The 23,586-nt window shown below is 71.1% G+C and carries 24 protein-coding genes and 1 pseudogene; 4 read left to right on the top strand and 21 right to left on the bottom strand.

Annotated features, from left to right (window positions below; translation table 11 throughout):
- Entirely contained in the window at positions 1-1,191 is a 1,191-nt protein-coding gene (gene tuf / locus BLT59_RS07620) for an elongation factor Tu (protein WP_091778141.1), read from the bottom strand.
- A 308-nt stretch (positions 1,192-1,499) separates the two neighbouring features.
- Here tuf and BLT59_RS07615 point away from each other — a divergent pair, with 308 nt between their 5' ends.
- On the top strand, positions 1,500-2,363 hold the full coding sequence (locus BLT59_RS07615; protein WP_091778097.1) for an outer membrane protein: 864 nt from the start codon (positions 1,500-1,502) through the stop codon (positions 2,361-2,363).
- 314 nt (positions 2,364-2,677) lie between these two features.
- Here BLT59_RS07615 and phnN read toward each other — a convergent pair whose 3' ends face one another.
- Genes phnN through phnG form a run of 8 tightly spaced genes read right to left on the bottom strand, consistent with a single transcriptional unit; the run spans position 2,678 to position 8,866 of the window.
- The gene (gene phnN, locus BLT59_RS07610) at positions 2,678-3,208 is read right to left on the bottom strand and encodes a phosphonate metabolism protein/1,5-bisphosphokinase (PRPP-forming) PhnN (protein WP_175543961.1); all 531 of its coding nucleotides are present in this window, start codon (positions 3,206-3,208) and stop codon (positions 2,678-2,680) included.
- Entirely contained in the window at positions 3,208-4,344 is a 1,137-nt protein-coding gene (locus tag BLT59_RS07605) for an alpha-D-ribose 1-methylphosphonate 5-triphosphate diphosphatase (RefSeq protein WP_091778090.1), read from the bottom strand. Before BLT59_RS07605 ends, phnN begins: the two co-directional genes overlap by 1 nt.
- 11 nt (positions 4,345-4,355) lie before the next feature.
- Positions 4,356-5,063, bottom strand: coding sequence for a phosphonate C-P lyase system protein PhnL (phnL, locus tag BLT59_RS07600; protein WP_091778086.1), 708 nt, complete (start codon positions 5,061-5,063; stop codon positions 4,356-4,358).
- The gene (phnK, locus tag BLT59_RS07595; protein ID WP_091778083.1) at positions 5,060-5,833 is read right to left on the bottom strand and encodes a phosphonate C-P lyase system protein PhnK; all 774 of its coding nucleotides are present in this window, start codon (positions 5,831-5,833) and stop codon (positions 5,060-5,062) included. Before phnK ends, phnL begins: the two co-directional genes overlap by 4 nt.
- Complete coding sequence (locus tag BLT59_RS07590; protein ID WP_091778080.1) at positions 5,830-6,699, bottom strand: alpha-D-ribose 1-methylphosphonate 5-phosphate C-P-lyase PhnJ; 870 nt, start codon at positions 6,697-6,699, stop codon at positions 5,830-5,832. The genes phnK and BLT59_RS07590 overlap by 4 nt, the downstream gene beginning before the upstream one ends.
- Positions 6,696-7,802: a carbon-phosphorus lyase complex subunit gene (locus BLT59_RS07585; RefSeq protein WP_091778076.1), complete on the bottom strand. Its 1,107-nt coding sequence runs from the start codon at positions 7,800-7,802 to the stop codon at positions 6,696-6,698. The genes BLT59_RS07590 and BLT59_RS07585 overlap by 4 nt, the downstream gene beginning before the upstream one ends.
- Before the next feature lie 3 nt (positions 7,803-7,805).
- On the bottom strand, positions 7,806-8,393 hold the full coding sequence (gene phnH / locus BLT59_RS07580; protein WP_091778072.1) for a phosphonate C-P lyase system protein PhnH: 588 nt from the start codon (positions 8,391-8,393) through the stop codon (positions 7,806-7,808).
- 2 nt (positions 8,394-8,395) lie between these two features.
- Positions 8,396-8,866 (bottom strand): phosphonate C-P lyase system protein PhnG, encoded by a 471-nt coding sequence (gene phnG, locus BLT59_RS07575; RefSeq protein WP_091778068.1) that lies wholly within the window; start codon positions 8,864-8,866, stop codon positions 8,396-8,398.
- Positions 8,867-8,945: 79 nt separating this feature from the next.
- Here phnG and phnF point away from each other — a divergent pair, with 79 nt between their 5' ends.
- Positions 8,946-9,689: a phosphonate metabolism transcriptional regulator PhnF gene (phnF, locus tag BLT59_RS07570; RefSeq protein ID WP_091778064.1), complete on the top strand. Its 744-nt coding sequence runs from the start codon at positions 8,946-8,948 to the stop codon at positions 9,687-9,689.
- A gap of 77 nt (positions 9,690-9,766) precedes the next feature.
- Here the strand turns inward: phnF and phnE (BLT59_RS07565) are convergent, their stop codons facing one another.
- The 7 genes from phnE (BLT59_RS07565) to BLT59_RS07535 form a co-directional block, all read right to left on the bottom strand.
- Positions 9,767-10,633: a phosphonate ABC transporter, permease protein PhnE gene (gene phnE, locus BLT59_RS07565; RefSeq protein ID WP_091778062.1), complete on the bottom strand. Its 867-nt coding sequence runs from the start codon at positions 10,631-10,633 to the stop codon at positions 9,767-9,769.
- Complete coding sequence (phnE, locus tag BLT59_RS07560; RefSeq protein WP_091778060.1) at positions 10,630-11,511, bottom strand: phosphonate ABC transporter, permease protein PhnE; 882 nt, start codon at positions 11,509-11,511, stop codon at positions 10,630-10,632. The genes phnE (BLT59_RS07565) and phnE (BLT59_RS07560) overlap by 4 nt, the downstream gene beginning before the upstream one ends.
- A gap of 16 nt (positions 11,512-11,527) precedes the next feature.
- Positions 11,528-12,457, bottom strand: coding sequence for a phosphonate ABC transporter substrate-binding protein (gene phnD / locus BLT59_RS07555; protein ID WP_091778139.1), 930 nt, complete (start codon positions 12,455-12,457; stop codon positions 11,528-11,530).
- Between the two features lie 96 nt (positions 12,458-12,553).
- Positions 12,554-13,402 carry a phosphonate ABC transporter ATP-binding protein gene (gene phnC, locus BLT59_RS07550; protein ID WP_091778058.1) on the bottom strand — a complete coding sequence of 283 codons (849 nt, stop codon included), beginning with the start codon at positions 13,400-13,402 and terminating at the stop codon, positions 12,554-12,556.
- A 114-nt stretch (positions 13,403-13,516) separates the two neighbouring features.
- Complete coding sequence (locus BLT59_RS07545; RefSeq protein WP_175543960.1) at positions 13,517-14,137, bottom strand: LbetaH domain-containing protein; 621 nt, start codon at positions 14,135-14,137, stop codon at positions 13,517-13,519.
- Complete coding sequence (locus BLT59_RS07540) at positions 14,130-14,816, bottom strand: DUF1045 domain-containing protein (RefSeq protein WP_091778054.1); 687 nt, start codon at positions 14,814-14,816, stop codon at positions 14,130-14,132. Before BLT59_RS07540 ends, BLT59_RS07545 begins: the two co-directional genes overlap by 8 nt.
- Positions 14,817-14,841: 25 nt before the next feature.
- Positions 14,842-15,990, bottom strand: a complete 1,149-nt coding sequence (locus BLT59_RS07535; RefSeq protein WP_091778052.1) for a ceramide glucosyltransferase — start codon at positions 15,988-15,990, stop codon at positions 14,842-14,844.
- A 210-nt stretch (positions 15,991-16,200) separates the two neighbouring features.
- On the opposite strand from BLT59_RS07535, the gene BLT59_RS07530 reads away from it, so the two are divergent.
- Complete coding sequence (locus tag BLT59_RS07530) at positions 16,201-17,829, top strand: inorganic phosphate transporter (protein ID WP_091778050.1); 1,629 nt, start codon at positions 16,201-16,203, stop codon at positions 17,827-17,829.
- Positions 17,830-17,921: 92 nt separating this feature from the next.
- Here BLT59_RS07530 and BLT59_RS07525 read toward each other — a convergent pair whose 3' ends face one another.
- Both BLT59_RS07525 and BLT59_RS07520 read right to left on the bottom strand, forming a co-directional pair.
- Positions 17,922-18,173, bottom strand: coding sequence for a hypothetical protein (locus BLT59_RS07525; protein ID WP_091778047.1), 252 nt, complete (start codon positions 18,171-18,173; stop codon positions 17,922-17,924).
- A gap of 3 nt (positions 18,174-18,176) precedes the next feature.
- A complete protein-coding gene (locus BLT59_RS07520; RefSeq protein ID WP_175543959.1) occupies positions 18,177-18,584 on the bottom strand; it encodes a Ros/MucR family transcriptional regulator in 408 nt (135 codons plus the stop codon).
- Between the two features lie 568 nt (positions 18,585-19,152).
- Here BLT59_RS07520 and BLT59_RS07515 point away from each other — a divergent pair.
- Positions 19,153-19,575 (top strand): annotated as a pseudogene (locus BLT59_RS07515) (hypothetical protein); the annotation flags it as partial.
- 180 nt (positions 19,576-19,755) lie between these two features.
- Here BLT59_RS07515 and BLT59_RS07510 read toward each other — a convergent pair.
- From BLT59_RS07510 to BLT59_RS07500, 3 genes are all read right to left on the bottom strand, one after another.
- The gene (locus tag BLT59_RS07510; protein ID WP_091778042.1) at positions 19,756-21,084 is read right to left on the bottom strand and encodes an MFS transporter; all 1,329 of its coding nucleotides are present in this window, start codon (positions 21,082-21,084) and stop codon (positions 19,756-19,758) included.
- Positions 21,085-21,447: 363 nt separating this feature from the next.
- The gene (locus BLT59_RS07505; protein ID WP_091778040.1) at positions 21,448-22,374 is read right to left on the bottom strand and encodes a hydroxymethylglutaryl-CoA lyase; all 927 of its coding nucleotides are present in this window, start codon (positions 22,372-22,374) and stop codon (positions 21,448-21,450) included.
- Entirely contained in the window at positions 22,371-23,564 is a 1,194-nt protein-coding gene (locus BLT59_RS07500) for a CaiB/BaiF CoA transferase family protein (protein WP_091778038.1), read from the bottom strand. The genes BLT59_RS07505 and BLT59_RS07500 overlap by 4 nt, the downstream gene beginning before the upstream one ends.
- Between the last annotated feature and the right edge of the window lie 22 nt (positions 23,565-23,586).

Genomic DNA, 23,586 nt, shown 5'->3' with positions numbered 1-23,586 from the left:
TCAGTCGTTGATGGCGGCGACGACGCCGGCGCCGACGGTGCGGCCGCCCTCGCGGATGGCGAAGCGCAGCTTCTCCTCCATGGCCACCGGCACGATCAGCGCCACGTCCATGGTCACGTTGTCGCCCGGCATCACCATCTCGGTGCCTTCGGGAAGCGTGCAGATCCCGGTCACGTCCGTCGTGCGGAAGTAGAACTGCGGCCGGTAGTTGGTGAAGAACGGCGTGTGACGGCCACCCTCCTCCTTGGTCAGGATGTAGGCCTCGGCCTTGAACTTCGAGTGCGGCTTCACCGAACCCGGCTTGCACACGACCTGGCCGCGCTCCACGTCCTCGCGCTTCGTGCCGCGCAGCAGCACCCCGACGTTGTCGCCCGCCTGGCCCTGGTCGAGCAGCTTGCGGAACATCTCCACGCCCGTGACCGTCGTGGTCTGCGTGTCGCGGATGCCGACGATCTCCACCGTCTCGCCGACCTTCACGATCCCGCGCTCGACCCGGCCCGTCACGACCGTGCCGCGGCCCGAGATCGAGAACACGTCCTCGATCGGCATCAGGAACGGCAGGTCGATCGGACGCTCCGGCTGCGGGATGTAGGCATCCACCGTCGCCATCAGCGCCAGAACGGCCTCCTTGCCGATCTTCGGCTCCTTGTCCTCCAGCGCCATCAGCGCCGAGCCCTTGGTGATCGGGATGTCGTCGCCGGGGAAGTCGTACTTCGAGAGAAGCTCGCGCACCTCCAGCTCGACCAGCTCCAGAAGCTCCTCGTCGTCGACCATGTCGACCTTGTTGAGGAACACCACCAGCGCCGGAACGCCGACCTGGCGCGCCAGAAGGATGTGCTCGCGGGTCTGCGGCATCGGGCCGTCGGCCGCCGACACCACCAGGATCGCGCCGTCCATCTGCGCCGCGCCCGTGATCATGTTCTTCACGTAGTCGGCGTGGCCGGGGCAATCCACGTGCGCGTAGTGACGGTTCTGCGTCTCGTACTCCACGTGCGCCGTCGAGATCGTGATCCCGCGCGCCTTCTCCTCCGGAGCCTTGTCGATCTGGTCGTAGGCCGTGAACGTCGCCCCGCCCGTCTCAGCCAGAACCTTCGTGATCGCCGCCGTCAGAGACGTCTTGCCGTGGTCAACGTGACCAATCGTGCCAATGTTGCAGTGCGGCTTGGTGCGGGAGAACTTTTCCTTGCCCATGATTCCCATTCCTGCGGCCGGGACCACACGGGGGCCCCGAATCCTGGTCAGCCGCCCCGAAGTTCGGACAGGGGCGAAAAACGCGGTCCGCTTAGAGGGTCGGCCGCCAGGGATCAAGCTCCGTGGCGCGCGGGAGCCCGGCGACAGGTCCCGCTGTCAAGCCGCGGAAGAGAGTCTTGAACGCCGAAACATCAATGCTCCGCAGTAACGAAGACGCTTTGGCGCCACAGTGTGGCATCGCGGGCATAGCGGGATTCGCACGGCCGAGCTTAAGTGGCGGCAACAACGCATCACCTCGGACCCCCGCCATGATGAAGAAGTTCCTCCTCGCCACCGCCGCGACGGCCCTGGTCACGACGGCCGCCTCCGCCGCCGATCTGCCGCGCCGCGCCGCGCCGCCGCCGGCCTTCACGCCGGTGCCGGTCTTCACCTGGACGGGCTTCTACGCCGGTCTCGAGTCGGCCTACACCTTCACGGATCGCGAGCGCATCACGACCGTCGGCGTCCAGCCGGGCAACGCCGCCAACGTGGCGCTCGGCCGCCGTCCGTTCCTGACCTCGACCACGCAGGACGGCTTCGCCAACATCGGCGGCACGGCAGGCTACAACTACCAGTTCACGCCGGGCGCCGGCATCGTGGTCGGTGTCGCCAACAGCATCGACTGGACCGACATCACCAAGAACCGGGTCGTGCTCGGCACCGGCAACGTCGCGGGCGGCCCGCCGAACCTCAGCCAGTTCCGCCAGAGCCTCGACTGGCTCGGCACGCTCACGGGCCGCGTCGGCTACGCCTTTGACCGCGTCCTGGTCTACGGGATGGGCGGCCTCGCCTACGGCAACGTGTTCCACGACGCCAACTTCTTCACCCCCGGCGGCCGCCTGCAGTTCGCCGGCCGCTACGACGACTTCAAGACCGGCTTCGCCTACGGTGGCGGCATCGAGTTCGCGCTGCCGACCGACAGCTTCCTGAACACCTTCGCGCTCGGCCGCTACATCGGCATCAAGTACGACGCCATCACGGTGAAGGCCGAGTACCTGCATTACGATCTCGGCAGCCAGAACGTGCTCGTCGGCGCGATCCCGGGCGTCGGCAACGGCGGGTATATCTCGCGCTTCCGCACCGAGGGCAGCATCGTTCGCGCTGGCTTCAACTACAAGTTCGGCGGCCTCTAATCTTCCAAGTAGCGCCCGGGACAGGTGTCCCGGGCCGACCTGCAGGGCGCGTACCGGATCCGGTACGCGCCCTTTTTCATGGCCGAACGGCGCGTCCTATCGAGCACCGCCCTGTTCCCGGGTGCCGGCAGCGGCAGCACAGTGCGACCCGGCATCCAGTACAAGACGTCGTGAAGCACCCAACCTGATCGACCTGTGCCGTGGTGGGCTGCTTCCTGTGCCAGAGCCCGGATCGGGTTCCGCTTTGCTCCATCGGACCGGGAGAGAGCACGCGCGGCATGAGCCCGTACCGGCGGATCCCGCGGATAGCCGGCTCAGCAGCTGCGCAGATGCGCCACCAGACGTTCGGCGCCCGCCTCCGGAGCACCGGTGTTGAGGATCCTCAGATCCGCCTCGACCGGCACCTCCCGGGTGAGACGTGCTGCGAGATCGCCGTCCTGGGACCGGCCCCGGGCGGTGATGCGCCGCGCCAGGATCTCGGGCGGGGCCGTGACTTCGACGACGCTCACGCGCCGGCAGGTCCTCCGCGCCTCCGCGACGACCCGGCGCGAGACGTTGCAGATCACCACATGACCGTCTGCGGCGAGCCGGCCGGCCTCCGCAGGGAGGGCGTAGCCGAGGCCGTGGGCACGCCAGCTCAGGGTGAAGCGGGCCGCCGCGCAGCCCTCGGCGAAGGCGGCCTCGTCGATCTCGTCGTTGTCCTCGTCGGCCGAGGGCGGCCGGGTGACGAGGCGGCGCGGGAAGACGTAGCGCGGGTCGCCGGCCAGGGCCGCCCGGGCGAGCCGGATCAGCGTGTCCTTGCCGGCCCCGCTCGGGCCGACGACGAGGACGAGGCAGCCCGGCATCAGGCGACCCGCCGGCCGGCGCGCCAGACCTGGCGGACCACCGGCACCCCCTCGGCCCGCTGCACGCGCACGAGGTCAGCCCGCAACCCGGGCGCCAGGGCGCCGCGATCGGTCAGGCCGGTGGCGCGGGCGGGGTTGGCCGTGACGGTGGCGAGCGCCTGGGGCAGCGTGATCGCGGGCGCCTGTTCGGGCAGCAGGAAGGCCGCCATCAGCAGGCTCGCCGGCACGTAATCCGACGAGAGGATATCGAGGTGCCCGGCCTCGGCCAGCGCCAGGGCGGCGACGTTGCCGGAATGCGAGCCGCCGCGGATCAGGTTCGGTGCCCCCATCATCACGGTGATGCCCTGCCGGTGCGCGGCCTCGGCCGCCGCCAGGGTGGTGGGAAACTCGGCCAGCCGCACGCCCTCGCCGACCGCGAGGTCGACATCGGCCAGGGTGGTGTCGTCGTGGCTCGCGAGCGGGATGCCCATCTCGCGGGCGAACTGGACCAGAGCCGGCCGGTTCTTGGCGTTGAGCGCCCTTCCGTCGCGGATCTTGCGCTCGGTGTTGGCGTGGATCTCCTCCATGGGCCGGCCGCCCCGGGTGGCGTAGGTGTAGTACTTCTCCATGTCGCGGAACTGCCGCTGGCCGGGCGTGTGGTCCATCAGCGAGATCAGTCCGACCGGATAGCGGGCCGTGAAGCTCGCCACCGTGTCCAGCACGTCCGTGGAGGGCAACTCGCAGCGCAGATGGGTGAAGTGCTCGGCCCGGAACAGGTCGCCGGCCCGGGCGGTGGCGATGGCGCCGGCGAGCTGCTCCAGCTCGGAGCCGAGGCCGCTGCCGTCCGGGTCGCTGCCGGCGCGCAGCGAATCGAACACCGTCGTGATGCCCGAGGCGGTGATCTGCGCGTCGTAGGCGAGCACCGCGCCGAGCGGGTGCCAGCGCACCTTCGGGCGCGGCGCGTAATGGCTCTCCAGATGGTCCGTGTGCAGCTCGATCAGGCCGGGGATCAGGTGGTCGCCGCCGCAATCGAGGCCGCGCGCGGGCGGGCGCCCCTCGCCGATCTCGGCGATCGCACCGTCCGACACCGCGAGCCAGCCGCGTTGCACCCGGTCCGGCAGGACCAGGGTCGCGTTCTCGAGGATGAAGTCGTCCATCGTGAAGATCCTCAGGCTGCCCGGGCTTGCGGCGCGAAGCGGGTGACATCGACCACCCGGGTCGCCACAGCGTCGCGCATCTCGCTGTCGTGGAAGATGCCGAGCACGCCGGCCCCGGCCTGGAGCTTCTCGCGCACGAGCTCGGCCACCACGGCGCGGTTCTGCGCGTCCAGGGAGGCGGTCGGCTCGTCGAGCAGCAGCAGCGGCCGGTCGGCGATCAGGCCCCGGGCGATGTTGACCCGCTGCTGCTCGCCCCCCGAGAAGGTCGCGGGCGGCAGATCCCAGAGCCGCTCGGGCAGGTTGAGCCGGGCGAGCAGGTCCTTGGCCCGGGCGCGCGCCGCCTCTTCGGACAGGCCGCCCTCGCGGCCGGCCGCCTCGACCACGTCGAGGGCCGGGACCCGCGGGATGACCCGCAGGAACTGCGACACGTAGGCGATGACCCGCGCCCGCAGCGCCAGCACCACCCGCGGATCGGCACGCACCACGTCGACCACGGCCTCGCCGTCGCGGACCCGGATGGCGCCGGCATCGCAGCGGTAATTGCCGTAGGCCATCTTCAGGAGCGAGGATTTCCCCGCCCCTGAGGGTCCGCCCAGCACCACGCACTCCCCGGGCGCCACCGTGAAGCTGACGTCGCCCACCACCGGCAGCACGACACCGCCGCGCAGGTGCAGGGTGAAGCTCTTGGCGACGTTCTCGAAGGTCAGGAGCGCGGTCATGCGGCGAGCACCGAGGCGACGAGGAGCTGGGTGTAGGCGTGCTCGGGATCGTCGAGCACCCGGTCGGTCAGGCCGGTCTCGATCACGCGGCCGGCCCGCATCACGGCGATCCGGTGCGACAGCAGCCGCGCCACCGCGAGGTCGTGGGTGACGATGACCACGGCGAGACCGAGCTCCGCCGAGAGCCGCCGGATCAGGTCGAGGAGCCGGGCCTGGACCGAGACGTCGAGGCCGGACGTCGGCTCGTCCATCAGCACGAGGCGCGGCGCGGTGACGAGGTTGCGGGCGATCTGCAGGCGCTGGCGCATGCCGCCGGAGAACTGGCTCGGCGGGTCGTCCACGCGGCCAGCGTCGATCTCGACCCGGCCGAGCCAGTCGAGCGCCTGGCCGCGGATGCGGCCGTAATGGCGCTCGCCCAGGCCCATCAGCCGCTCGCCGACATTGCCGCCGGCCGAGACCGCCATGCGCAGCCCCTGGCGGGCGTCCTGGCGGACGAAGCCCCAGTCGGTGCGCATCAGCCGGCGCAGCTCCGCAGGGCCGAGATCGGCGAGGCTGCGCACCTGCCCGTCGCGCATCCGGTAGCGGATCTGGCCTGAATCGGGCGCCAGCTCGCCGGCAAGCAGCGACAGGAGCGTCGACTTGCCCGAGCCCGATTCGCCCACGATGGCGAGCACCTCGCCCTCCGTGACGTCGAGGTCGATGCCCGCGCAGGCGAGCCGGCTGCCGTAGGCCTTGGTCAGGCCGTGGGCGGAGAGGAGCGGCGGGCTCATCGGGCCGCCTCCGCGACGCGGGTCTCGCAGATGTCGGTGTCGGAGCAGATGAACATCCGGCCTCCGGAATCGTCGGTCACCACCTCGTCGAGGTAGTGGCCGCGGGCGCCGCACAGGGCGCAGGGCTGCGTGAATGCCTGCACGCGGAACGGGTGGTCCTCGAAATCGAGGCTGCGCACCCGCGTGTAGGGCGGCACCGCGTAGATCCGCCGCTCGCGGCCCGCGCCGAAGAGCTGGAGCGCCGGGCAGTCGTCCATCTTGGGATTGTCGAATTTCGGCGTCGGCGACGGGTCCATCACGTAGCGGCCCGCCACCTCCACCGGATACGCGTAGGTGGTGGCGATGTGCCCGTGGCGGCTGATATCCTCGTAGAGCTTCACGTGCATGGCGCCGTACTCGGCCAGCGCGTGGAGCTGGCGGGTCTCGGTCTCGCGGGGCTCGAGGAAGCGCAGGGGCTCGGGGATCGGCACCTGGTAGACCAGCGTCTGCCCCTCGGTGAGCGGCGTCTCGGGGATGCGGTGGCGGGTCTGGATCACCGTCGCCTCCGCGGTGCGGGTGGTGGTGGCCACCCCGGAGGTCTTGGCGAAGAAGCGGCGGATCGAGACCGCGTTGGTGGTGTCGTCGGCGCCCTGGTCGATGACCTTGAGCACGTCCGACCGGCCCAGGATCGCGGCCGTGACCTGCACGCCGCCGGTGCCCCAGCCGTAGGGCATCGGCATCTCGCGGGAGGCGAAGGGCACCTGGTAGCCCGGCACCGCGATGGCCTTGAGGATGGCCCGGCGGATCATCCGCTTCGTGCCCTCGTCGAGATAGGCGAAGTTGTAGCCCGGTTCGCTCTCCGGGCGCTGCGCGATCGCGGCGCTCATTCGGCGGCCTCCTGCATCTCGACGGCGTCGGATTTCCGCTCGAACTCGGCGCGTAGCCGGCGAACAAGTTCCAGCTCCGCCTGGAAGTCGACGTAGTGGGGCAGCTTCAGGTGCTCGACGAAGCCGGTCGCCTGGAGGCTGTCGCAATGGGCCAGAACGAATTCCTGGTCCTGGGCCGGGCTCGCCACCGGCTCGCCGAGCTCCTCCGCGCGGAGCGCCCGGTCGACCAGGGCCATCGCCATGGCCTTGCGCTCGCTCTGCCCGAAGCTCAGCCCGTAGCCGCGGGTGAATTGCGGCGGGGCCGCCCCCGAGCCCTTGAACTGGTTGACCATCTGGCACTCCGTGAGGCGCACCCGGCCGAGCGGCACCGCGAAACCCAGCTCCTCGGGCACGAACTCCACGGCCACCGTGCCGACCCGGATCTCGCCCACGAACGGGTGGGTGCGGCCGTAGCCGCGCTGCGTCGAGTAGGCGAGGCCGAGCACGAAGCCCTCGTCGCCGCGGGCGAGCGCCTGGAGGCGCAGGGCCCGGTCGGCCGGGTAATCCACCGGCTCGCGGGTGAGGTCGCCCACGGGCGTGCCGTCATCCCGGGGTGAGGGCTCGATCAGGCCGTCCTGGGCGAGCAGGTCGGTGACCCGCGGGCAGGTACCGGCATCCGCGCGGGGCTCGGCCTCGGCGGCGGGCTCGGACACGGTGTCTGCGGCGAGCGCGAAGTCGACCAGCCGGTGGGTGTAGTCGAAGGTCGGCCCGAGCACCTGGCCGCCGGGCAGATCCTTGAAGGTGGCGGAGATGCGCCGCTCGACCGCCATCGCGCCCGTATCGACCGGCGCGGAGGCGCCGAAACGGGGCAGCGTGGTCCGGTAGGCGCGGACCAGGAACACCGCCTCGACCACGTCGCCGCGCGCCTGCTTGAGCGCCAGCGCCGCGAGATCCGGATCATAGAGCGAGCCTTCCGTCATCACCCGGTCGACCAGAAGCGCCATCTGCTCGCGGATCTGCGCCACGGAGAGTTCGGGCACGGCTTGGTCGCCCCGGCGGGCCTCGGCGAGGAGTCGATGGGCGTTGTCGATGGCGGCCTCGCCGCCCTTCACGGCCACGTACATGAATCAGGCCTCCGTCACTGTCGTGGAGCGCGGGAGACCGGCCACGTGGCGGGGTGCGGTGAGGATCAGGTCGACTCCGAGGGGGAAACCGGCGCGATTCTCCGAGAGCTGCGCCACGAAGCCGTCCGGCAGAGGCGCCGGCGCGATCCGGGCGGTGCCCCGGATGCCCGGGCCGGAGAGGTGCAGCCCCTCCCCCTCCGTGAGCGCGTCGAGGGCGAGCACCAGGGTCGTGGCCGTGTCCGGATAGGCCGGCGTCCCGGGGGCGAAGCGGGCTAGCGGCGGGCAGCGCGCAGGCTCGCGGACCAGCGCGAAGGCCGCCTCGGCCGGGTCTTCGGTGAGCGGCGCGCCTGTGTGGAAGCGCAGATAGGCCGCGACCTCCGGCGCCGCGGCGAGGGCCGGATCCAGCCAGACCGGCGTGTCGGCGTCGGTGAGCGTCAGCGCGACGGCGGCCAGCTCCGGCGTCAGCGGCGCGGGCGGCGCGAGGTCGGCGACGAGCGGCCGGACGCGGCCGGGGCGGGCGAGCGCGTCCATGACGGCGCGGAAGGTGCCCTGCGCGTCGTGGACCGGATCGGCGAAGCCGGGGGCGAGCATGCTCAATCCTCTCCGCGGGCGAGGGTCAGGAAATCGACCCGGGTGGCGGCCGTGCGCCGGGCGGCCTGATCCCGGGAGGCCGCGAGCCGCCGGGCGGCGGGCTCCAGGGCAGCCTCGACCCGGGCGCGCCGCCCCGGATCCTGCCAGAGGGCGTCGAGGATCGCGGCGAGCCGCGCCTTCGCGCGGTCGCGGCCGAGGTGGTAGGCGAAGCCCGCCGGGCCGTCCGCGAGGCGGATGGCGGCCCGGGTCACGCTGACCTCGCCGACATTGAACGGGCGCCCGTCGCCGCCGATCCGGCCCGAGGCCATCACGAGGCCGGTCTCCGGCGGGCGCAGGTCCGCTGCCGCGGGCGCATCGAGGCCCGACAGGGCCGCCTCCAGATCCGCGCGGCTCGCCTCGGCACAGAGGGCCATGACGGCCTGGCGCGCCGCGGTGTCGCCCTCGGATCCCGGATCTCTCGGGGCCGTCGTCATCGCGAATCCCTCCGTCGCTCGGTTGTATAGGTGTATAGACAACTGGCGTGCGCCGCACAAATGAAGTTTGGATGACAGGATGGATGCGCAGGAGCAGGCGGCCGGCCTCGTCCGGGGGGAAGGGCTGACGGCGTGGCGGCAGATCGCCGACGCGCTGACGGCCGAGATCGCGGCGGGGCGCTACGCGCCGGGACAGCAACTCCCCGCCGAGGCCGCCCTGGCGACGCGCTTCGCGGTGAACCGGCATACGGTGCGGCGCGCCCTCGCGGCCCTCGCGGAGGGCGGCCTCGTGCGCGCCAGCCAGGGCCGGGGCACCTTCGTGGAGGAGGCGCCGCTCGCCTACCCGATCGGGCCGCGCACGCGCTTCTCCGAGATCGTCGCCGGGGCGGGGCGCGAGGCCTGGGGCGACCTCATCGCCTCGGCCACGATCCCGGCCGGGCCCGAGCAGGCGGCGGCTCTGGCGCTCGCCTCCGCCGCGCCGATCCTGGAGCTGCTGACGGTCCACCGGGCGGACAGCGCCCCGCTCTCGACGGCACTGACCTGGCTGCCGCTGCCGCGCTTCGCGGGCTTCGCGGAGGCCTATGCCGAGCGCGGCTCGATCACCCGGGCCTTCGCGGCCTGTGGCGTCCACGACTACACGCGGCTCTCGACACGCATCCGAGCCCGCCCCGCGGACGCCGCGGAGGCGCAGCGCCTCGACATCGCGCCGGGGCGGGTCGTGCTGGTCGTGTCGAGCGTCAACATCGATCCCGCCGGCGTGCCGATCCAGGCGAACCGCACCCTGTTCGCCGCCGACCGCGTGGAGCTGGTAATCGGGGGGTGACGCGGTGTCCGCTCGCCGGCCCCGGCACACCGTCCTTGCGAGCGGAGCGAAGTGATGACGGAGAGCCGAGGCGCCCGTCAGCGCGCCGCGGGCCCGATGATCGCCCGGCGCAGGCGGGTCGAGACCCAGTCGATCGCCGCCACGGTCACGAGGATCATCAGCACCAGGAAGGCGACCTGCTGCAGCTCCAGCACGCGGATCAGCTCGGTGAGGTACTGACCGATGCCGCCCGCACCGACGATGCCGATGATCGTCGCCGAGCGGGTGTTCGACTCGAAGAAGTACAGGACCTGGCTCGCCAGGACCGGCAGCACCCCGGGGATCAGCCCGAAGCGGATGCGGTGGAGCGCCGAGCCGCCCGAGGCGACGACGCCCTCGCCGGCGCGCTTGTCGCAGGTCTCGATCGCCTCGGAGAACAGCTTGCCGAAGGCCCCGAAATCCGAGCACGCGATGGCGAGCGCCCCCGCGAAGGGACCCAGCCCGACGACGTTGATCCAGATCAGCGCCCAGATCAGCACGTCGACCGAGCGCATCACGTCGAGGCCGCGGCGGACGGCGAACCGCGCGAACGGGTTCGGCACGACGTTCCGGGCCGCCAGGAACGCCACCGGGAAGGCGAAGATGGCCGCCGTCAGCGTGCCCAGGAAGGCGATGCCCAGAGTCTCGCCGAGCGCGTGCAGGAAGGTCCAGAACTGGCCCTCCGGCGACGGCGGCAGCATCAGCACCGCGAAGGAGCCGAGCCGCCCGAGACCGTGGACGATCCGCGCCACAGAGAAGTCGAGGCGCCAGTAACCGAGAGCCGCGAGCCCGACCAGGACGACGAGCAGGGCGGCGAGTCGCGCCCGCCCCGGCCAGTCGGTTCGGAACTGCGCCGGGTAGCGCGCGCGCAGGCGGGCGAGGTCGGCCCGGGCCGCCGCCCGCAGGGCCTCGGGACGCGCACTCATCGGGCCTGCTCCGGGCCGATCAGGCGGTGGCGGACCCGCTCGGTGGCGAGGTCGATGCAGAACACGGTCAGGATGATCAGCACGAGGATCGCGCTCACGTCCGCGTAGTAGAAGTTGCGGATCGCCACGAGGAATTCCTGGCCGATGCCGCCGGCACCGACGAAACCCATCACCCCGGCGCCGCGCACGTTGATCTCGAAGCGCAGCAGCGCGTAGGAGGCGAAGTTCGACAGCACCTGCGGCAGCACCGCGAAGCGCACCGTCTGGACCCAGGTGGCGCCGGAGGCCGACAGGCCCTCGACGGGTCGCATGTCGATGTTCTCGACCACCTCGGAGAACAGCTTGCCGAGCGCGCCCGTGGTGTGGATCGCGATGGCGAGGACGCCCACCATTGGGCCCAGGCCGAAGGCGATCACGAAGATCAGCGCGAACACCACCTCGGGGACGGTGCGGCACAGCTCCAGGAGGCGCTTGGCGCCGACGCGCAGCAGGCGCGACCGCACGAGGTTGGCGGCGGCCACGAAGCTGAGGACGAAGCCCGCCAGCCCCCCGAGCAGCGTCCCGAGATAGGCCATGAGCAGGGTCTCGCCCAGCAGGCCGAGCCATTTGGGCAGGCCCCAGTACCAGGCGCGGACGTCCTCGAGCGGGTGCTCGAGGCCGATCGGCGGCAGGATCTGCTGGATGTAGGCGGTGAACCTGCCGATATTCTCGGCGAAGACCAGCGGCCGCACCTCGGCGATCAGGCCGGCGACCACGGCGAGCGCCGCCGCAAGGGCGAAGCCCGCCAACGTGCGGCGGCGGGCGGCACCGGTCGCCGCCGCGTAGAGGCCGGAGAGGGCGGCTTCCCGCTCCGGCGACAGGGGTGTCAGACCGCGCAAGGCGGGCGGCTCCGGATCAGGACTTCCGGCGCTGCTCGTCGTTGAACCGCAGCATGTCGATGATCGGCTGGTAATCCTTGAGGGTCACCGGCGTGAGATCCTGGTCCTTGCCGTCGGAGAGCCGGTCGAACGCGGTCTTGTCGGCCTTCGGCAGGGCCACGAAGGCGTCGCGGATCTTGGCCTTCAGGTCGTCCGGCAGGCTCGTCAGCATGGCGAAGGGCCCTTCCGGCAGGAAGTCGGACTTGAACACGACCCGGAAGTCCGATTGCTGCATCGGCGTGCCGTCGGGCTTCTTGAGCATGCCCTTGGCGGCCATGCGGGTGACCATCGTGTCGGTCTCGGAATTCCACAGGTTGGCGGCGGCGTCGGCCGTGCCCTGAGTGAGCGCCAGGACGGCGTTCTCGTGGCTGCCGGCGTAGAAGATCTTGCTGAAGAACTTCTCGACGTCGTAGCCGGCCCGCTTCAGGAAGAAGCGCGGCGCCTGGTTGCCGGAGGTCGAGTTCGGATCGACCAGCGCGAGGTTCTTGCCCTTCAGATCCTCGACGGTCTTGTAAGGGCTGGAGGCCAGCACGTAGACCACCGAATAATAGCCCGAGGCGCCGGTCTCGTGCTTCTGGTTGACGATCGGCTCGATCTTCACGCCGGTCATCACGGCCCGCGCGAACGAGGCCGGCCCGTACCACGCGATCTGGATGTTGCCGGCCCGCTGGCCCTCGATCACAGCGGCGTAGTCGCTCGCGACCCGCAGCTTCACCGGCACGCCGAGGGTCTTGGTCAGGTAGGCGGTGAGCGGCGCCCAGCGGTCGGCGGTGCCCGAGGCGTTCTCGGCCGGGATCACGCCGAGCGTCAGTTCCGGATACTGGGCCTTCCAGTCCTGGGCGGCGGCCGGCAGGCCGAGGAGGGCGAGGGCCGCGGCGGCGCTGGCGAGGGTGCGTCGGGTGATCATCGTGTCGTCCTTCATGTCGGCGTAGGGCGGGAGTTCGGCCGGCCGCAGGCCGGTCGGGCGTTTCCCGTGTGGTGGTGTTGCGGCCCGGGGCCCGGATCAGGCGCCGAGGGCGGCCTCGCGGACCGGCCGCGCCGGCATGAGACCGGGCCGGCCCGGCATCGCGGCCCGCTGCTCCGCCTCGCGCTGCGCGGAATCGTCCAGCACCTCGCCGGCCTCCAGGCCGTAGAGCCGGCGCGCCACGTCCTCGGTCAGGTCGAAGGGGCCGCCCTCGAACACGACCCGTCCGGCCGCGAGGCCGACGAGGCGGTCGCAGTAGGCGCGGGCGAGGTCGAGGGAGTGCAGGTTGCACAGCACCGTGATGCCGTAGCGCCGGTTCACCTCGGCGAGCGCGTCCATCACGAGGCGGGTGTTGCGCGGGTCGAGCGAGGCGACCGGCTCGTCGGCGAGCAGGATCTCGGGCTCCTGCACGAGGGCGCGGGCGATGGCGACGCGCTGCTGCTGCCCGCCCGACAGGCCGTCGGCCCGCTGGCCGGCGAACTCGCCCATGTCGAAGCTTTCCAGGGCGGCGAGGGCCATGGCCCGGTCCTCGGCGGACCATTGCCGGAGCAGGGAGCGGTAGCTCGGCACGTGGCTGAGCCGGCCCATCAGCACGTTGGTCATGACGTCGAGCCGGCCGACGAGGTTGAACTGCTGGAAGATCATGGCGCAGCGGGTGCGCCACTCGCGCAGCGGGCGTCCCCGCAGGGTCGTGATCTCACGGCCCTCGTGGAGGATGCGCCCCGAACTCGGATCCGCCAGCCGGTTGATGAGGCGCAGCAAGGTCGACTTGCCGGCGCCCGACCTGCCGATCACCCCGACGAAGCTGCCGGGCTCGATCCGGAGCGACACGCCGTCGACGGCGCGCCGTTCGCCGTACCGGCGCGTGAGATCCTCGATAACCAGCATGCAACCATCCGCCGCGGAATGGGCGCACGTAAACGCCGGTTTCACGACGATTGGATGACGTATTACGGACAATTATATTTGCCGGCGCAACATTTCCGTTTTTCGATAGCCGACTTAATCTTCGTATCGCTCCAGGAATGCTTCGATGGGCAGGCCGCAGAAATCCGGCAGCGCCCGACGCAGCCGCTCGTGGTCCCAGTCCCACCAGGCGAGGCGCGTCAGGCGCGCGGCGATCGCCTCGGGAAAGCGGCGCCGGACCGGCCTGGCGGGATTGCCGACGACGATCGTGTAGGGTTCGACGTCGCGGGTGACGATGGCGCCCGCCCCCACCACCGCGCCGGTGCCGATGGTGCGCCCGGGCAGGACGACCACGCCGTGGCCGATCCAGACATCGTGGCCGATCGCCACCGGACTCGCCCGGCGCCGGTCGAAGAAGGCCGGCTCGTCCGCCTCCTCGGGCCAGTAGGCGCGCGCCCGATAGGTGAAATGCGCCTGCGCAGCGCGCTCCATCGGGTGGTTGCCGGGGTTGATCCGGACGCTGGCGGCGATCGAGCAGAACTTGCCGATCGCGGTGTAGATCACCTCGCCGTCCTGACCGATGTAGGAATAGTCGTCGAGGATTGTCTCGGTCAGGCGGGTGCGAGCGCCGACCTCGGTGTAGCGGCCGAGGCGGCTGTCGACGACCCGGGCGCTCGGATCGAGCGCGGGTTCGAGGCCGAGGGGGCGGTCAACCACGGGCATCTCCGAAGGGCAGGCGCGCCAGGAGCCGGAACGGCCCCGGCCCGTCCTGGGTGAGGAGGCTGACGGCGTCGATCCGCAGGGGCTCCGGTCCCACGGCGGCGTAGGCCTCCGACAGGCGCCGGTGCCAGAGGTCGCGATCCGCCTCCGGCAGGGCGTCGGTCAGGGTCATGTGGAAGCGGAAGGCCTCGAACACGTAGGGGTAGCCCCAGCGGTCGAGGAGCGCGCGGCCGCGCGGGTCGAGGCGCTCCGGCCGGCGCTTGGCGCGCTCGGCCTCCGTGAGCGGCGCCCGGAACGGGTCGAGGGCGGCGACGCACTCGGCGGCGAGGAGCCCGAGCTCCGGCGGCGGGGCCTCCGGCACCAGGGCGAGGAACGGCCCGAGGGCGGCGACCCGGAGCGGCCCCACCGCCACCGGCGGGTGCGCGGCCGCGAGGGCGCGGGTGGCGGCCACGAGGTCGGCCTCCCCGGTGCCCGGGGCGAGGCGCAGCGGCGCCTTGAGGGTGGCGTGGAACCCGTAGACCCGCGCGCCCGCCGTGACGGGTGCGAGATCGCCGAGCCCCTCCGGATGCGGCACCGGCGTCCCGGTCACGTTGTCGGTGCCGAGGATCGCCCGGCCGAAGGCCTCGAGGCGGGAGCCCGGGGCGGGCAGCCAGTAGAGGGCGTAGCGGCGCGACACGTCAGGGCCTCCGATCGTCGGGCGGTCAGGCCGTCGGCGCGTAGGAGCGCGCGTCGGCGGCCCGCCGCGGGCGCACGTCCATGGCGTTGCCCCGCCACACGATGGCGCTCCGCATCCAGGCGCCGACCCAGATCGCCGGGATCAGGACGTCGCGCGCCAGGAAGGCCGCCAGCATGCGGGGCGAACGGTGCCAGCCCGCGCGGAGAGCGAGCCGGTGCTCGGCGGCATAGCACAGGGCGGCGAGTCCGGCAGCGCCCGCGAGGCCCGCGAGGCTGCCGGCCCAGAGGGCGACGAGGAGCGCCGGCAGCAGGACGCCGCTGCCGATCTCGGGGGCGAAGAACAGCGGGAAGGTCACGCGGCGCAGCCGCGCCCAGCGCAGCTGCCGCGCCCAGACCTCCCGGAAGCCGCGCGGGCCGAGCGGCTGCTCGAACGGGCTCGCCACGAGGTGGACGCGCCGGCCGGCGGCGCGGACGAGCTTGGTGGCGGCCGCGTCCTCGGCGATCTCGGCCGCGAGCGCCTGGAGCCCGCCCTGCGCCTCCAGGAAGGGCTTGTGCCAGAGCATGCTCTTGCCCTGCGCGAAGCCCAGCCCGAAGGCCTCGGCGGCGTATTGCCAGCGGGCCTGCAGGGTATTGAGGAAGGCGCACTCCACCTCCGCCATGAAGCTGCCCGGGCGGGCGCCGGCCGGGGTGGAGCAGACGAGGCCGGTGTCGTCCCGCCACGCGGCCTGGAGCCGCTGGAGGTAGTCCGGCGGCATGGCCACGTTGGAATCGGCGAGCACCACCCAGTCGTGGGCGGCGGCACGCCAGCCACGCAGGCAGTTGTTGAGCTTCGGGTTCGCGCTGACGCGCTCGTCGCCGAGGATCAGGCGGGCGGGCACGTGCGGGTGGGCCTCGATCAGGCGCTCCACCATCGGGACGATCGGGTCCGCGGGGTCGGCGACGCAGAAGATCAGCTCGTAGGAGGGGTAGTCGAGGCGGAAGCTGCGAACGAGCATCTCCTCGCTGTAGGCCTCGACGCCGCGCAGCGGACGGACCAGGGAGACGGGCGCGCCGTCCGGAAACCGCGACGGCCCGTGAGTCCGCCCGAGGCGCCCGCCTGCCACGGCGATGCTGCCGATCTGGACGAGGGCCAGGAGCGCGCCGAGGGACAGGGCCGGCACCGTGGCGTCAATCATGCGGATCCCTCGTGCGATCGGGCGAGCGGTCCGGTCCGCTAGCGGCCAGACCGCGTCAGGCGTGTGACAGCGCCGCCGCCCGGCGCTCTCGGGCCGGGTCGCCGACGCGGGGCGTCAGGGTCCGTCGCGGCCCTGCCTTCGCCCGTCACCCAACCGTCACCGCTCCATTTTAATCCCGGCTCACCACCACGAAAAATTCCGCGAGGGTACATGTCCGATTCCGCCGTGATGCCGTCGGGGGCGGTGGGAGATCGGCCGGCGGGCGGCCCCCGCCTCGACCACGGGACGCATCTCGGCGGGGTGGTCGCGTTCCTCCTCGTCCTGGTGACGGGTCTCGGCTACGCGGTGGTGAGCCTCGTCGCGGACATGAACGCGGTCGGGGAGGCGCCCCTGGCCTACGGCGCCTTCGCGCTGCTCGGCCTTGCCCTGCTGATCGCCCTCGCCTTCGAATTCGTGAACGGCTTCCACGACACCGCCAACGCGGTCGCGACGGTGATCTACACCCACTCGCTGCCGCCGCTCGTCGCGGTGATCTGGTCGGGCGTCTTCAACTTCCTCGGCGTGATGCTGTCCTCGGGCGCCGTGGCCTACGCGATCGTGACTCTGCTGCCGGTCGAGCTGATCCTCAACGTCGGCTCGCATGCGGGCTACGCGATGATCTTCGCGCTCCTGTTGGCGGCGATCCTGTGGAACCTCGGGACCTGGGCCTTCGGGCTGCCGAACTCGTCGTCCCACGCGCTGATCGGCTCGGTGCTCGGCGTCGGCCTCGCCAACCAGCTGATGAACGGCGGCGACGGCACCGCGGGCGTCGACTGGAACCAGGCGCTCAACGTCTTCAAGGCGCTTCTGTTCTCGCCGGTCTGCGGCTTCGTGCTGGCGGCGCTGCTGCTGCTCGCCCTGAAATTCGCCGTGCGCCGCAAGGACCTCTACGAGGCGCCTAAGGGCGAGGCGCCGCCGCCCCTCTGGATCCGCGGCCTGCTGATCCTCACCTGCACGCTGGTCTCGTTCTTCCACGGCGGCAATGACGGGCAGAAGGGCATGGGCCTGATCATGCTGATCCTGATCGGCGCCGCCCCCACGGCCTACGCCCTCAACCGCACCATGGCGGACGACACGACGCCCGCCTTCGTGCAGGCCTCGACGGCGGCGAGCGGGGTGTTCTCCGCCCGAGCGCCGGGCGCAGCGGTGCCGGACGCCGCCGCCGCGCGCCGAACGGTGACCGAGGCGCTCAAGACCAAGGTCCTGAACGCGCCACCCGTCTACGCGGCGCTGGCGGCGCTCTCGGACGACATCGCCGCCAGCGTGAAGAATTACGGCGCGATCCGCACGGTGCCGGCCGCCCAGACCCAGAACCTCCGCAGCGACATGTATCTCGCCGCCGACGCAGTGCGCCTGCTGCCGAGCACCGGAGCCGATTTCTCGGAGGCCGAGAAGGCGGACCTGAAGCGCTACACGGGCCTGCTCAACGACGGCACGCGCTACATCCCGGGCTGGGTGAAGGTCTGCGTCGCCCTGGCGCTGGGTCTCGGCACCATGGTCGGATGGAAGCGCATCGTCGTCACCGTGGGCGAGAAGATCGGCAAGACCCACCTGACCTACGCGCAGGGCGCCTCCGCCGAGATCGTCGCCGCCGGTACGATCGGGCTGGCCGAACTCTACGGCCTGCCGGTCTCGACCACCCATATCCTGTCATCGGGCGTCGCCGGCACGATGGCGGCCAATGGATCGGGCCTGCAGATGGCCACCGTGCGCAACATGGCGCTCGCCTGGATCCTGACCCTGCCGGCGGCGATCACCCTCGCGGCCGTGTTGTTCTTCCTCCTGCGCCAGGTCTTCTGACGCGGGCTCCGCGTGTTCGGGCCGGAGACCGCGCTCCGTCCCCCCGGACAAAGCAACTCGGTCTCCGGCTTCCTGAGGCTCCCCCAGGCGCCTCAGGAATTTGCCATCGCCCGCACGAAGGCCAGGCAGGTTCGGCGCGCCGCCGAACTTTCAATCGCCACGAAGGCGGTGACCAGGTCGGCCGCCTGGGTGATGGCCGCGTCAGGCCGGTCGGCGTCCGGGAAGAAGCTCGCGACCGGCACGTCGAGGATTCCGGCAATGCGGCTCAGGGCGTCGGTTGCGCACGCGGCGCCCGGAGGCGGTTTGCGCGTCTGGGCCGAGCCCGCGGAGGTGTCGGGCCTCATCGCTCAGGCCGCCTTGTGGCCGAGCTGGATCGCCCTGGCGATCTCCGAGCGCCGCGCGGCGTAGCCCGGGGCGACCATCGGGTAATCGGCCGGCAGGCCGTACTTGGCCCGGTAGCGCTCGGGGGTGAGGCCGTGCGCGGTGAGATGGCGCTTCAGGGTTTGGTAGGACCGGCCATCAATGAAGCTGATCAGGCCCGTTTCCTGGATCGAGGCCTCGACCTGCGCGTCGCTCAGCCCGGCTCGGCCGAGACCCGACGGCGCGCAGCGGAGGACCGCGATGGCCGAGTGCACTTGGTCGATCAGTGCGGGCAGCGCCGTGACCTCGATCGCGTTGCGCGAGACGTAGGCTGCGACGATCGCGCCGACCTTCTCCAGCATGAAGGTTGAACGGTGGTCGGTAAGTTGGTCCATCTGAGACATCACTGTTGGAGGGCGTCCCACCATGCGGGCCTCCTCTTCGAAAGACCGGCGCGCACTGGTCTCGTGGAGAGGAAAGCCGAGCGACGGTTCAGCCGGCGGGACATTTCTACCTCAAGTTGATTTCGCTCCATTCCTTGAGGATGCAGATAATATACAATATGAGCGGGACGCGGTTTGTCTGGCGGCGAGAGGTTTCTTGCTCCGCCGCGCAACCGGCGCCATCTCCGGTTTGGTTACTGATGTGTTCACTGTTTTCGGCCGCGGAGATCGGCGCCAAAATCCGCCTTCGGGCGCTGTCGACTCCGGAGCTTCACGTCTGGAACGGCTGACCGGTACGGTCGTCCGGTGTGGGTGAAGGTCCCGCACAATCCGCGGGGCCCGGCGACGTTCCGCGGCCGGCCTCCCGTCTTCCTCCTCACCTCGGTGGCGCGGGGATCGAACCATGCAGACCCTGTTCTCGACCGCCGGCCTGCCGTCGACGGACAGCTTCCGACGCTGGAGGGAGGTCATCTCCGATCATCTGATGGCGGTGGAGCTTCGGTAGCTCCATGACGGCCCGTTCGCCGCCAAGCTGGAACAGGCGGTGATCGGCCCCCTCGTCGTGACGCATGCGGCGCGCGGCGCCACGCGGACCGCGGCGACGCACCGGACCGCCCGGAGGCACGACGGCCCCGATTCGCTGTTCGTGGTCCTGAAGCGCGCCGGCCGCTCGGTCATCCAGCAGAACGGCCGCGAGGCGGTGACCCAGTCGGGCGACCTCGTCGTGGTCGACCGGCAGCCGCTGGTGGAGATGACGGAGACGGACAGCCGCTGGATCGGAGCGCGTGCTCGGGCCGGCCCGCCTCTAGACGGCCCTGACCGTCGGCGCGGATCTCTCCTCCGCGAGCTTGGCGACAACCTTTTTCACCGAGCTGATGACCGTTCGCGACCGGCTCGGGGCGAACGCGGCCGCGCGCATGACGGGAAATCGTCATCGATCTGATCGTCGCCGGGCTCGCCGAGCGGATGGCCCCGGGAGGTGCCCCAATCGATCCACGGCAACGTCGTGGTTCAGCGCGCCAAGGCGTATGTCGAGGCCAACCTGAGTGATCCGCGTCTCGATCCGCCCCAGCTCCGGGCGCCCCGTAGGTCAGTCGACCCGGGACGCCCTGGGCGGGCCCGGTCAGGCCGCACGGTCGCTCCGGCGAAGGCTCGCCGGCATGGCAAAGAGCGCGAGCCCGGCGGCCACGAGGCACAGGACGCCGATGCCGTAGAGGGCGGGCGTGGTCGAGCCGGTGAGGTCCTTCACCCAGCCGACCATGACCGGGCTGACGATGCCGCCGAACTGGCCCAGCGTGTTGATCAGCGCGATCCCGCCCGCCGCGCCGACACCGGTGACGAGCTTGGCCGGCAGCGTCCAGAAGGTTGGGATGGAGGCGACGATGCCGGCGCCAAGCAGCGCAAGCGCGACCATCAGCGGCACGATATGCTTGTCGAATAACCCGGCGCCGAAGAAGCCGAGCGCGGCCGCGATGGCGAGACCGGCGACGAATTTCGGCCTCTCGCCCGACGCGTCGGAGAGGCGCCCGATCACCACCATGCTGATCGCCCCGCAGATGTAGGGAATCGCCGTGAGGAAGCCCACCGAGGCCGCTTGGCCGCCGCTCGCTGTCTTGATCAGGTCCGGCCCCCAGAAGTTCAGGCCGTAGGAGCCGATCTGGAGCAGGAAGTAGATCAGCCCGACCATCAGAAAGCCGGGCTGCCTGATCGCCCCGAGCAGCGAGTGGTCGCCGATCTCGCGGTTGTGGTGGGCGATGCGGCCCGACAGGAGCGCCTTCTCGGGCTCCGACAGCCAGCGCGCATCTGAGATGCGGTCGTCGAGGCGCGTCAGCACGAGCACGCCGAGCACGAGGCAGGGCAGGCCGCCGGCCAGGAACAGCCATTGCCAGCCGGCGAGGCCGCCGAGGCCGTTGAGGCCGCCGAGGATCAGGCCCGCCACCGGCGCGCCGAAGATGCCCGAGAAGGCCGAGGCCACGAACATGAAGGAGGTGATCCGGCCGCGATGCGAGGCGGGGAACCAGATGGTCAGGTAATAGAGGATGCCCGGCGCGAAGCCCGCTTCCATGGCGCCGATCAGGAAGCGCAGGGCGTAGAAGTGCCACTCGCTGCGGATGAAGATCATCAGCGCGGTGGCGATGCCCCAGGAGATCATGATCCTGGCGATCCAGCGCCGTGCCCCGACCCGGTAGAGGAACAGGTTCGAGGGCACCTCGAAGATCACGTAGCCGACCACGAACATGCTCGCGCCGAGCCCGTAGGCGACGTTGCTGAAGCCGAGGTCGCTCTGGAGCTGGAACTTGGCGAAGCTGATGTTGATGCGATCGAAGAACGCGAACATGTAGCAGATCATGATCAGCGGCATGAGCCGCCACGCGACCTTGCGAACGATTCCGTCCTCCGTCACCGCGCCGGCCTCGGCGGCCGCCGGTGAACCCGACAGGGCTGCGGTCATGGTTTCCTCCGTTTGGTGTTAGGGACTCGGATGAGCGGCGCCGCCTTCGGACGGGCGGCTTGAAGCGCTCGGCAATCTCGCATCGGCGGATCCGCGACGCTGGACGGCGATGCCGGCATCGCCGGACCAAGCGCGGGTCCCCTCTCCCGTGCGGGAGAGGGACAGGGTGCGGGGTGAGCGTTGTCCGGATCAGGCTCGCCTTGCGCCGCGATGGCGCGCGCGATCCCGAAGCGGCTGATCCCTCACCCCAACCCTCTCCCGTACGGGAGAGGGAGGACGGTGCATCTGTTCGAGACGACGGCGCCTCACTGTCGTGTACCCGCAGGTCGGGTCACCGTGAGCCTGCCCCATTCCGTCTCCGCTTCAGGCCGCTCTCGCGGGCGCCGGGTGGAGGTCACAGGGCCGGCCGGCCTTGGCGACTTGGCCGGGCACGTCGTGGCCGACGAGCCGCGGCAGGTCCCGCGACAGGCCGATCAGTGCCGGAAGGTCGAGCCCCGTCGGCACACCCATCTCGTGGGCCATACTGACGAGATCCTCGGTGCAGATGTTGCCCGTGGCGCCGGGCGCGAACGGGCAGCCGCCGAGGCCGCCGAGCGCCGCGTCGAAGCGGCGGGCGCCGGCATCATAGGCGGCCAGCACGTTGGCGAGGCCGAGGCCGCGAGTGTTGTGGAAGTGGAGCGTCAGGCGCCCGGGGCCGACAAGCGGCAGGATCCGCGCGACGAGGCGGCTCACCTGCCGGGGATTGGCCATGCCGGTCGTGTCGGCGAGCGTCACCCCGTCGATGCCGAGCGAGAGGTAGCGCTCCACCTGCGCGACGACTTTATCGGGCAGCTGGTCACCCTCGAACGGGCAGCCGAAGGCGGTCGCCACCGTGGCGTTGGTGCTCACCGGCGCGCCGCGCACCGAATCCATGATCCGGGCGAACCCGGCGATCGAGTCGGCCGGGCTCATGCCCATATTGGCGCGGTTGTGGGTCTCGCTCACCGAGGCCACGAGGTTGATCTCGTCGACCCGCGCGGCGAGCGCCCGCTCGGCGCCCTTCGGGTTCGGCACCAGGGCGACGTAGACGGTCCCGGGCCGGCGCCGGATCCCGGCAAAGACCTCGGCCGCGTCGGCCAGCGCTGGCACCGCCTTCGGCGAGACGAAGGACGAGACCTCGATCCGGCTGAGCCCGGTCTCCGACAAGGCATCGATCAGGCGGATCTTCTCCGCCGTCGGCACGAAGACCGGCTCGATCTGGAAGCCGTCCCGGGTCGCGACCTCCTGGACGATCAGCGTGTCGCCGCTCATGCCACGGCTCCCTTTTCGCGCAGGGCGGCGATGCGCGCCGCGTCGAGACCGAGTTCGGTGAGCACGGAATCCGTGTGGGCGCCGAGCGCCGGTCCCTGCCAGCGGACTTCGCCGGGCGTCTCGGAGAGCTTCGGCACGATGCCGGGCATCTTCACCGGGGTCCCGCCGGGCAGTTCCGCCTGCAGGATCATGTCGCGCGCCTGATAGTGCGGATCGGCCACGATATCGGCCACCGAGTAGATCCGGCCCGCGGGCACGTCGGCGGCGTCGAGCACGGCGAGCGCCTCCTCGACACTCTTGGTCTTGGACCAGCCGGCGATGAGCCCGTCCAGCAGGGCGGATTGCTTCGAGCGGCCCTCATTGGTGCGCAGCGCCGGGTCGTCCGCGAGGTCCGGACGACCGATCGCCGTCATCAGGCGGCGGAAGATCGGGTCGCTGTTGCCGGCGATGACCACGTAGCCGCCGTCGCGCGTCGGATAGGTGTTCGACGGCGTGATGCCCGGCAGGGCGCCGCCGGTGCGGGTGCGGACCTCGCCCAGCAGGTCGTATTCGGGGACGAGGCTCTCCATGACGTTGAACACGCTCTCGACGAGCGAGACGTCGATCACCTGACCGGCACCCTGCCCGGTCTTGACCCGCAGCAGCGCCATCAGTGCGCCGATCACGCCGTGGAGCGAGGCCAGGGTGTCGCCGATGCTGACGCCGACCCGGGCCGGCGGGGCCTCCGGGCTGCCGGTGGTGAAGCGGATGCCGCCCATCGACTCGCCGATGGCGCCGAAGCCGGGCCGGTCGCGGTAGGGGCCGGTCTGGCCGTAGCCGGAGATCCGGACCATCACGAGGTTCGGGTTGAGCGCGGAGAGGACGTCCCAGCCGATGCCGAGCTTCTCCAGGCCGCCGGGACGGAAGTTCTCGACCACGACGTCTGCGCTCCGGGCGAGCTGCTTGACGATCTCAAGGCCGTCCGGCGACTTCAGATTGACGGCGATCGACTTCTTGTTGCGCGATTGCAGGTACCACCAGAGCGAGGTGCCCTCGTGCATCTTGCGCCACTTCCGGAGCGGGTCGCCCTCGCCCGGGGGCTCGACCTTGATGACCTCAGCGCCGAATTCGGCCATCAGCCGCGTCGCGAAGGGCGCGGCGATCAGCTGACCGAGCTCGAGAACGCGGATACCGCTGAGCGGACCGGACACGGCTTTCCTCCATCGTTTGTTG

This window comes from Methylobacterium sp. UNC378MF, from assembly GCF_900103195.1.
GTDB lineage: Bacteria > Pseudomonadota > Alphaproteobacteria > Rhizobiales > Beijerinckiaceae > Methylobacterium.
This window is presented reverse-complemented; position numbering and strand designations above follow the sequence as displayed.

Bases quoted from the DNA above. Each gene is read 5' to 3' on its own strand.
- tuf (WP_091778141.1), bottom strand. From the start codon at position 1,191: ATGGGCAAGGAAAAGTTCTCCCGCACCAAGCCGCACTGCAACATTGGC.
- BLT59_RS07615 (WP_091778097.1), top strand. From the start codon at position 1,500: ATGATGAAGAAGTTCCTCCTCGCCACCGCCGCGACGGCCCTGGTCACG.
- phnN (WP_175543961.1), bottom strand. From the start codon at position 3,208: ATGCCGGGCTGCCTCGTCCTCGTCGTCGGCCCGAGCGGGGCCGGCAAG.
- BLT59_RS07605 (WP_091778090.1), bottom strand. From the start codon at position 4,344: ATGGACGACTTCATCCTCGAGAACGCGACCCTGGTCCTGCCGGACCGG.
- phnL (WP_091778086.1), bottom strand. From the start codon at position 5,063: ATGACCGCGCTCCTGACCTTCGAGAACGTCGCCAAGAGCTTCACCCTG.
- phnK (WP_091778083.1), bottom strand. From the start codon at position 5,833: ATGAGCCCGCCGCTCCTCTCCGCCCACGGCCTGACCAAGGCCTACGGC.
- BLT59_RS07590 (WP_091778080.1), bottom strand. From the start codon at position 6,699: ATGAGCGCCGCGATCGCGCAGCGCCCGGAGAGCGAACCGGGCTACAAC.
- BLT59_RS07585 (WP_091778076.1), bottom strand. From the start codon at position 7,802: ATGTACGTGGCCGTGAAGGGCGGCGAGGCCGCCATCGACAACGCCCAT.
- phnH (WP_091778072.1), bottom strand. From the start codon at position 8,393: ATGCTCGCCCCCGGCTTCGCCGATCCGGTCCACGACGCGCAGGGCACC.
- phnG (WP_091778068.1), bottom strand. From the start codon at position 8,866: ATGACGACGGCCCCGAGAGATCCGGGATCCGAGGGCGACACCGCGGCG.
- phnF (WP_091778064.1), top strand. From the start codon at position 8,946: ATGGATGCGCAGGAGCAGGCGGCCGGCCTCGTCCGGGGGGAAGGGCTG.
- phnE (WP_091778062.1), bottom strand. From the start codon at position 10,633: ATGAGTGCGCGTCCCGAGGCCCTGCGGGCGGCGGCCCGGGCCGACCTC.
- phnD (WP_091778139.1), bottom strand. From the start codon at position 12,457: ATGATCACCCGACGCACCCTCGCCAGCGCCGCCGCGGCCCTCGCCCTC.
- phnC (WP_091778058.1), bottom strand. From the start codon at position 13,402: ATGCTGGTTATCGAGGATCTCACGCGCCGGTACGGCGAACGGCGCGCC.
- BLT59_RS07535 (WP_091778052.1), bottom strand. From the start codon at position 15,990: ATGATTGACGCCACGGTGCCGGCCCTGTCCCTCGGCGCGCTCCTGGCC.
- BLT59_RS07530 (WP_091778050.1), top strand. From the start codon at position 16,201: ATGTCCGATTCCGCCGTGATGCCGTCGGGGGCGGTGGGAGATCGGCCG.
- BLT59_RS07525 (WP_091778047.1), bottom strand. From the start codon at position 18,173: ATGAGGCCCGACACCTCCGCGGGCTCGGCCCAGACGCGCAAACCGCCT.
- BLT59_RS07520 (WP_175543959.1), bottom strand. From the start codon at position 18,584: ATGGACCAACTTACCGACCACCGTTCAACCTTCATGCTGGAGAAGGTC.
- BLT59_RS07510 (WP_091778042.1), bottom strand. From the start codon at position 21,084: ATGACCGCAGCCCTGTCGGGTTCACCGGCGGCCGCCGAGGCCGGCGCG.
- BLT59_RS07505 (WP_091778040.1), bottom strand. From the start codon at position 22,374: ATGAGCGGCGACACGCTGATCGTCCAGGAGGTCGCGACCCGGGACGGC.